The sequence below is a fragment of the Mesorhizobium sp. M7A.F.Ca.CA.002.04.1.1 genome (genome assembly GCF_004022805.1).
In the GTDB taxonomy this organism is placed as follows: domain Bacteria; phylum Pseudomonadota; class Alphaproteobacteria; order Rhizobiales; family Rhizobiaceae; genus Mesorhizobium; species Mesorhizobium ciceri.
In genome coordinates this window covers 1-7,859 of the sequence record NZ_RZPL01000213.1, presented here as the reverse complement: position 1 = coordinate 7,859, position 7,859 = coordinate 1, and the positions used below count along the sequence as shown (strand labels likewise).

General features: G+C 63.3%; 8 protein-coding genes. 5 read left to right on the top strand and 3 right to left on the bottom strand.

Translation table 11 applies throughout. The annotated features are described in order from the left end of the window. On the bottom strand, positions 1-473 hold a 473-nt coding region (locus tag ENZ75_RS13605), incomplete at its 3' end, for a hypothetical protein (RefSeq protein WP_128278139.1). Next, positions 466-1,077: a CGNR zinc finger domain-containing protein gene (locus ENZ75_RS13600; RefSeq protein ID WP_063169838.1), complete on the bottom strand. Its 612-nt coding sequence runs from the start codon at positions 1,075-1,077 to the stop codon at positions 466-468. The genes ENZ75_RS13600 and ENZ75_RS13605, both read right to left, overlap by 8 nt. 148 nt (positions 1,078-1,225) lie before the next feature. Between ENZ75_RS13600 and ENZ75_RS13595 the strand changes: the two genes are divergently transcribed. The 4 genes from ENZ75_RS13595 to ENZ75_RS13580 all read left to right on the top strand — a co-directional run bounded on the left by ENZ75_RS13595 (position 1,226) and on the right by ENZ75_RS13580 (position 5,732). Next, positions 1,226-2,131, top strand: a complete 906-nt coding sequence (locus tag ENZ75_RS13595; RefSeq protein ID WP_063169837.1) for a branched-chain amino acid ABC transporter permease — start codon at positions 1,226-1,228, stop codon at positions 2,129-2,131. A gap of 188 nt (positions 2,132-2,319) precedes the next feature. Continuing rightward, positions 2,320-2,904, top strand: a complete 585-nt coding sequence (locus ENZ75_RS13590) for a TRAP transporter small permease subunit (protein ID WP_013528212.1) — start codon at positions 2,320-2,322, stop codon at positions 2,902-2,904. Next, a complete protein-coding gene (locus tag ENZ75_RS13585) occupies positions 2,901-4,685 on the top strand; it encodes a TRAP transporter large permease subunit (protein WP_174299056.1) in 1,785 nt (594 codons plus the stop codon). The genes ENZ75_RS13590 and ENZ75_RS13585 overlap by 4 nt, the downstream gene beginning before the upstream one ends. Before the next feature lie 18 nt (positions 4,686-4,703). Beyond that, the gene (locus ENZ75_RS13580) at positions 4,704-5,732 is read left to right on the top strand and encodes a zinc-dependent alcohol dehydrogenase family protein (protein WP_063170440.1); all 1,029 of its coding nucleotides are present in this window, start codon (positions 4,704-4,706) and stop codon (positions 5,730-5,732) included. Positions 5,733-5,817: 85 nt separating this feature from the next. Here ENZ75_RS13580 and ENZ75_RS13575 read toward each other — a convergent pair whose 3' ends face one another. After that, a complete protein-coding gene (locus ENZ75_RS13575; RefSeq protein ID WP_013528215.1) occupies positions 5,818-6,927 on the bottom strand; it encodes a TRAP transporter substrate-binding protein in 1,110 nt (369 codons plus the stop codon). A 263-nt stretch (positions 6,928-7,190) separates the two neighbouring features. Between ENZ75_RS13575 and ENZ75_RS13570 the strand changes: the two genes are divergently transcribed. After that, on the top strand, positions 7,191-7,859 hold a 669-nt coding region (locus tag ENZ75_RS13570; RefSeq protein ID WP_164887809.1), incomplete at its 3' end, for a gamma-glutamyl-gamma-aminobutyrate hydrolase family protein.

The window sequence follows — 7,859 nt, the reverse complement described above, 5'->3', positions numbered from 1 at the left end:
AGATCGGGATTGGCGGTGTAGAGCTGGTCGATGACCAGCGGCCGGTCGGGCAGGATCGACTGGTCTTCCGTCGACATCAGCGTGGTGTCGATCTTCTGCAGGACCGCGCCGTCGGCGCCCTTGATGCTGATGGCAATCGCATAGGGCTTGTTCTTGACGACGCAGGTCAGTGCCGGGCTCTCCAGCGTCACCTTGTCGAGCTTCGGCCAGACCTTCTGCTCGACCACCAGAGGTGCGCCGCCGGCGGGATCCTGGAAGCTGGCGACCGCCACCTGGCCCTCTCCCATCGGCTTCAGCGGCCGCAGGGTCACCACATAAGTCGCCCTGGCGAGGCGGTAGTTGAAAACGAATATCTTGCCGGAAATCTCGAACAGCTTGCCTTCGGCGTCGCCGGTGTCGCGGCAGGCGCCGAGCGCAACGGCCACGATGAGCGCCGCGCCAACAAGGATCGAACGGGAAAGGCCGCTACGCATTCTTGACCTCATTTTCCGCCATGCGACGACGGCGATAGTGACGGCTTGCCTTCTGACGGTTGCCGCACACCGCCATGTCGCACCATAGGCGGCTGGAATTGCGGCTTCTGTCGACGAACAGCCAGGTGCAGTTGGGACAGATCCTGAGCCTTGCGACGGTATCGTCGCGCAGAAGCGATAGCGCCGAAACCGCCAGCGCCGCCTCGAAGGCGATCGGCGTCAGGGGATCACCGAACGGCCTTCCCGGCACACCGATCTCGGTCCGGCTGCCGGCAAGACCCTCGGCGCAGGCGCTCAGGAATCCGGGCAGATCAGCGGTGGCGACCGCGCCCTTCGACACCGCTCCACGAAACAGCCGGTCCGTCGCCTCGCGGATCGACAGCACGACGGGTGCGATCGCCACCGCTGAGGATACCGCCAGCGGCCTTTCGCCAAGCTCGGCGGCGCGAAAGCGGCTCGCCGCGTCGGCGAAGCGAGCAATCTCGGCCGGATCTTCGAAGCGGTCGAACGTCCGCTCCGGATCGCCGCGCAGCACGACGGTGTTCGCCGTGTCGAGCGCAAGCAGGCCGCCGGTGAAGCGGTGCGGGGTCCATGATACCGTCATGGCGAAAATCTAACCGATAAATCGTATTTGACAAGTTAGATTCAGCGATGCAACCTCACTCCGGGATGCGGTGGTCTCCGCAGCCTTTTGAGCATGCTGTTGGCCAGGACCGCTTCGCACTTTTGGGCGGCATGCTTCGAGGTTTTGCATGCTCTATTTCTTCCAGCAGGTGCTGAACGGGCTGCATTCGGGCGCGCTGTATGCGTTGCTCGCCTTTGGCTATGTGCTGACCAACGGCATCCTGCACCGCACCAATCTCGCTTATGGCGCGTTGTTCGCCTTTTGCGGCCAGACCATGATCCTGACCGCGGCCTTCGGCTATCAGGTGCTGTGGCTGACGCTGCTGGCGGCGGTGGCGCTCGGCGTCGTCGCTGCGTTCCTCTATGCCGCGCTGATCAGCCACGTGCTGTCGCGCAGTGTCTTCGAACCGTTGGCCGACCGCACGCCCAATGCAATCGTGGTGACGACGCTCGGCATCCTGCTGCTGCTGTCCGAAGCGAGCCGCATCGCCGCCGACACGCATGATCTGTGGCTGCCGCCGATGCTGGCGCAGCCCATCGTTTTCGCGCAGGGCGCGACCTTCAAGGCAACGCTGACGCTCATCCAGCTTATCGACTGCGCCGTGGTGGTGGCGGCAATCGCGCTGGCAAGCTGGGCTTTTGCCCGGTCGAGCTTCGGACGGTGCTGGCGCGCCGTCTCCGACGACCCCAAGGCTGCCGCGATGTGCGGCGTCGACGTACGCGCGGTGTTCCGGCACGCGGTGCTGTTCGGCGGCTTCTGCGCCGCGCTGGCCGGTGTCATGGCCGGGCTCTATTACGGCAATGTCAGCTTCGGCTCGGGCCTCGTCTACGGACTGAAGATCCTGTTCGTGACGGCGGTCGGCGGCTATCTCTCGCCACCGCGCGCGGCGCTCGGCGCGGCCGTCTTCGGCATGGCCGAATCGCTGTGGGCCGGCTACTTCCCGGTCGAGTGGCGCGACGCGTGGATGTACCTGTTCCTGGTCACGACGCTGATCCTGATCGGCGCCGGCCGCGACACCGGCAAAATCGCCTGAAAACGTCAGACTTTGGTTGCATGACGCGAGGGCAGATCGCCGGTATTGGGCACTGTCTGCGATGCGATGATATTCGCTGCCTCTATCCTTGTTGACCCGTCAGTCCACGCGCGGCATACCGTTGGACCACGTGGCGTGACGGACAAAAAGGGGGAAGCCGGCACGCCTCCGGTACAAGGGAGGAATGCATGGCAGGGCTTCTCGCTCTATCCAGGACTATTGATCGCGCCAACGAGTTCATCGGCAAATGGATATCGTGGCTGATCCTGCTGGCGATCCTGGTGAGCGCCGCCAACGCCATTATCCGCAAGGTGTTCGACATATCCTCGAACGCTTGGCTCGAGCTGCAATGGTATCTGTTCGGCGCCGCCTTCATGCTGGCCGCCGCCTATACGCTGAAGCAGAACGAACATATCCGCATCGACGTCGTCTACGGCCTGTTTCCACGCCGCGTGCAGCACTGGATCGACCTTTTCGGGCATGTCTTTTTTCTGATGCCGTTCGTGACGCTGATGGTGATCTATTTCGTTCCTTATGTGTCGCTGTCGTTTCGCAGCGGCGAGATGTCCAACAATTCCGGCGGCCTGATCATCTGGCCCGCCAAGGCCATCCTGCTCGTCGGGTTTTTCCTGCTGGCGCTGCAGGGCATCTCCGAGATCATCAAGAAGATCGCCATCATGCGCGGAGACATGGACGACCCCAATCCCTTCATATCGGTGCATGAGCAGGCCGAACTCGAAGCCAAGGCGCTGGCCGACGAGGTGCGTTCGTGATGGAGTTCATCGCGCAGAACATGGCGCCGATCATGTTCGCTTCGCTGATCATCTTCCTGCTGATCGGCTACCCCGTCGCTTTTTCCTTGGCCGCCAACGGCTTGATGTTCTTCTTCATCGGCGTGCTGCTGTCTCCCTATTCCGGAGGATCGATCAACCTCGCCTGGCCGCTCCTGCACGCATTGCCGGATAATTTCTACGGCAGCCGGGTGATGTCGAACGACACGCTGCTGGCCATCCCGTTCTTCACCTTCATGGGCATCGTGCTCGAGCGGTCGGGCATGGCCGAAGACCTGCTCGACACGATCGGCCAGCTGTTCGGGCCAATCCGCGGCGGCCTCGCCTACGCCGTGATCTTCGTCGGCGCGCTTTTAGCGGCGACCACCGGCGTGGTGGCGGCTTCCGTCATCGCCATGGGCCTGATCTCGCTGCCGATCATGCTGCGCTATGGCTATGACCGCCGGCTCGCATCCGGTGTCATTGCCGCCTCCGGCACGCTTGCCCAGATCATCCCGCCGTCGCTGGTGCTGATCGTGCTTGCCGACCAGCTCGGCCGCTCGGTCGGCGATATGTACGCGGGCGCGTTGATCCCGGGCCTCGTGCTCACCGGCCTCTATATGTCCTATATCCTGATCATGTCGATCATCCGGCCGAACTCGATGCCGGCGCTGCCGCTCGAGGCCCGTACACTTGGCCATGGCGTGATGTCGCTGCTGGTGGCTTTGCTGGTCACATCGGCGGTTTCCTACGCGGCATATCGTTATCTGGCGCCGGCGCATGGCGACAATGCCGACATTCTTGGCGCGACTGCCGGGGTGCTGTTCATCTACATCGTCGCCATTGCCGACAAGCGCCTGAACTTCAACATGATGTCCAGGCTAGCGCAGCAGGTGATCATCGTGCTGATCCCGCCACTGGCGCTGATCTTCCTGGTGCTGGGCACCATCTTCCTGGGCATCGCCACGCCGACCGAAGGCGGCGCCATGGGCTCGGTCGGCGCCTTGTTCATGGCGGCGGCCAAGGGGCGCTTGTCGCTTGACGTCGTTAAGCAGGCACTGGCCTCGACGACAAGGCTGTCGTCCTTCGTGCTGTTCATCCTGATCGGCGCACGGGTGTTCTCGCTGACCTTCTACGGCGTCAACGGCCACATCTGGGTCGAGCACCTTTTGACGTCGCTGCCGGGCGGCGAGGTCGGCTTCCTGATCGGCGTCAACATGCTCGTCTTCTTCCTCGCCTTCTTCCTCGATTTCTTCGAACTGGCGTTCATCATCGTACCGCTGCTGGCGCCCGCCGCCGACAAGCTCGGTATCGACCTGATCTGGTTCGGCGTGCTCCTGGGCGTCAACATGCAGACCAGCTTCATGCACCCGCCCTTCGGCTTCGCGCTGTTCTATCTGCGTTCGGTGGCCGCGCGCGTGCCCTATCTCGATCGTCTCACCGGCAAACAAATCGCGCCGGTGACGACCGGCCAGATCTATTGGGGCGCGGTGCCCTTTGTCTGCATCCAGGTGATCATGATCGGGCTGACCATCGCCTTCCCGCAAATGGTGATGCACTACAAGGGAACGACCGTCGATCCGGGCACCATCGACTACAAGGTACCGGAGGTGCCCGGCCTGTCGCCGCTGGGCACGCCGCCGGCGGATGGAGCGGCGCCCGCTGGTGGCGCCACGGCGCCGGCCGCTCCTGACCTTTCGCAACCGCCCAGTTTCGGCGATCCGACACCGGCAAAGCCGGCAGCGCCACAGCCCGACCTGTCGCAACCGCCAAGCTTCAACTGAACCGGCATGGTCAAGACCATGAAAGCGGTGCGGCTGGAAGCAGTGGGCGGCATCACGCTGCGCGACGTCGACATGCCTGACATCGGTGCGGATGAGCTACTGGTGCGCATCGAAGCCTGCGGCGTCTGCGGCACGGACCGGCATCTGTTTCACGGTGAATTTCCCTGCACGCCACCGGTGACGCCCGGCCATGAGTTTTCCGGCATCGTCGAGGCGATCGGAACATCGGTCTCGGGTTTTGCCATCGGCGATCGTGTTACCGGCGACCCCAACATAGCCTGTGGGCGCTGCGCACACTGTCACGCGGGACAAGTCAATCTCTGCAGCAATCTGTGCGCGATCGGCATTCATCGCGACGGCGGCTTTGCCGAATATCTTGCCTTGCCGCAGAAGCAGGCTTTCGTCCTGCCTGCAGGCCTGAACCCCCTGCACGGTGCCTTCTGCGAGCCGCTCGGCTGTTGCCTGCACGGCGTCGACCTTGCCGGTATCAAACCGGGCAGCTCGGTGGTCGTGCTTGGCGGCGGCGTGATCGGCCTGCTCACCGTGCAGCTGGCAAGACTGGCGGGAGCCACGACCATCATCCTGTCGACCAGGCAGGCTTCGCGGCGCGCCCTCGCCGAGGACCTCGGCGCGACAGCGACGATCGATCCGACAGCCACCGATGTCATCGATGCGATCGCCGGACCGGCCGGTCTGGCGCCAGGTGGCGTCGACGTCGTCTTCGAATGCGCCGGCGTGCGAGAGACCGTCGAGCAGTCCATGCGCCTGGCCCGAGCCGGCGGCACGGTCGTCATTGTCGGCGTGACGCCGCAAGGCATGAAAGCGGAATTCGAGCCGTTCGACCTGTTGTTCCGGGAACTGAAGGTGCTCGGTTCCTTCCTCAATCCCTACACCCATCGCCGCGCCGCCGAACTCATCGCTTCCGGTGCGGTCGAGATCGACAGGCTGATCTCCAGGCAGGTGTCGCTTGAAGAAGCGCCAGCGGTGATCGCCAATCCGCCGGCGCCCGGCGAGGTCAAGGTTCTGGTGGTGCCGCGCCGCGGCTGAACCGCCGGCTTCGCCTCCCGGCATATACAGAAAAGCTCTCTAAGCGGGGTCCGCCCAGAGAGCTTTTGAGCAGAAGTACAAACGACTACAGCTTGCCGTTGCGCTGCTGGACCATCATGAAGGTGTCGTAATTGTATTCGGCCACCTGTGCCCAGAGATAATGCTCCTTGCGGAAGCCCTTGATCGATTCCCAGATCTTCTTGAACGGGGCGTTGGAAGCTTCCATTTCGGTATAGACCTCGTTGGCCTTTTCGAAGCAGGCGGCCATGATCTCCTGGCTGAACGGGCGCAGTTTCGCGCCGCCGGCCACCAGCCGCTTCACCGCCGCAGGGTTCAGATAATCGTATTTCTGCAGCATGTTGGCGTCGGCCGCCTGCGCGGCAGTGTGCAGCAGCGACTTGTACGTTGGCGAAAGCTCTTCGTACTTCGCCTTGTTGAACATCAGGTGGACGGTCGGGCCGCCCTCCCACCAGCCGGGATAGTAATAATAGGGCGCCACCTTGTAGAAGCCGAGCTTCTCGTCGTCATAGGGGCCGACCCATTCGGCCGCGTCGATGGTGCCTTTTTCCAACGCCGGATAGATGTCGCCGCCGGCGATCTGCTGCGGCACGACGCCGAGTTTCTGCACCACCTTGCCGGCAAAACCGCCGATTCGCATCTTGAGGCCGGAAAGGTCGGCCACCGTGTTGATTTCCTTTCGGAACCAGCCACCCATCTGCACGCCGGTGTTGCCGCCCGGCAGGCCGAAAAGGCCCTGCGTGGCGAGAAACTCGTTGAACAGGTCGATGCCGCCACCATGGTAATGCCAGGCATTCATGCCGCGTGCGTTGAGCGAAAAGGGAACCGCCGCACCGAGCGCCCATGTCGGGTCCTTGCCCCAGTAGTAATATGCCACCGTATGGCAGGCCTCGACCGTGCCGGCCGTGGTGGCGTCGGCGGCCTGCAGGCCAGGCACCAGCTCACCGGCAGCAAAAACCTGGATCTGGAAATTGCCGTCGGTGGCTTCCGACAGCATCTTCGAGAACACCTCGGCGCCGCCATAGATGGTGTCGAGCGACTTCGGGAAGGACGACGCCAGCCGCCATGTCACCTTGGGATTGGACTGGGCGATTGCAGGCGCCGCCAGCGTGGCCGCCGCCGCCGCGGCACCGACGCCGGTGACACCGGCCTTGCGAATGAATGAACGACGATCCATGAAGTTCCTCCCTTTTGGATCAACAGGCCGACGTCAGAAAATCCTCGGTTTCCGTGTCGGTTCGTTCGAGACAATACACAGGCAAGAAGTCGAGTCCAGCAGGCCGGCCCCATTTGACGGCGAAGCCCGGCTGCACTGCAACTATAGTCTAACAGGCCGTTTCGTGGCCCATGCGACACGCCGAAACTTGGCATGGAAAAATAACGTGGGATCGCCTATTTTGAAGGCAGGTATCCCTTGCCCAAATGGAACACAGAGCCCAAATGCATCAGCCGCTCGTCGCCATATCGACCGACGTCCGTCAGTTCGACAACTACACCTGGCACGCCGCCCCACAACAATATCTGGAAGCGGCGATCACCGGCGCCGGCGTGTTCCCGGTGCTGGTGCCATCGTTCGGCGACCGGCTCGATTTCGACGAACTCCTGTCGTCGGTCGACGGCGTCATGGTCACCGGCTCGAAATCCAATGTGCATCCCTCGCTCTATGGCGGCGACGCCAGTGAAGCCAATGGCCCCTATGATCCGGCGCGCGACGCCACGACGCTGCCGCTGATCCGCCGGGCGATCGAACGCGGCGTGCCGCTGCTCGCCATCTGCCGCGGCATCCAGGAACTGAACGTGGCGTTGGGCGGCACGCTCGGCACCGAGATCCAGGAGCGCGAGGGTTCGCTCGATCACCGCGCGCCGGTGAGCGAGAAGCAGGACGAACGCTTCGCCATCCACCAGACCATTTCGATCAAACCTGACAGTTGCCTGGCCGGTGTGTTCGGTGCCGGCGACATCAAGGTCAATTCGTTGCACCGCCAGGCGATCGACCGGCTCGGTTCGAAGCTGCAGGTCGAGGCCGTCGCCACCGACGGCACGGTCGAGGCGGTTTCGGTGCGGGACGCCCGCGCCTTCGCCGTCGGCGTGCAATGGCATCCGGAATAC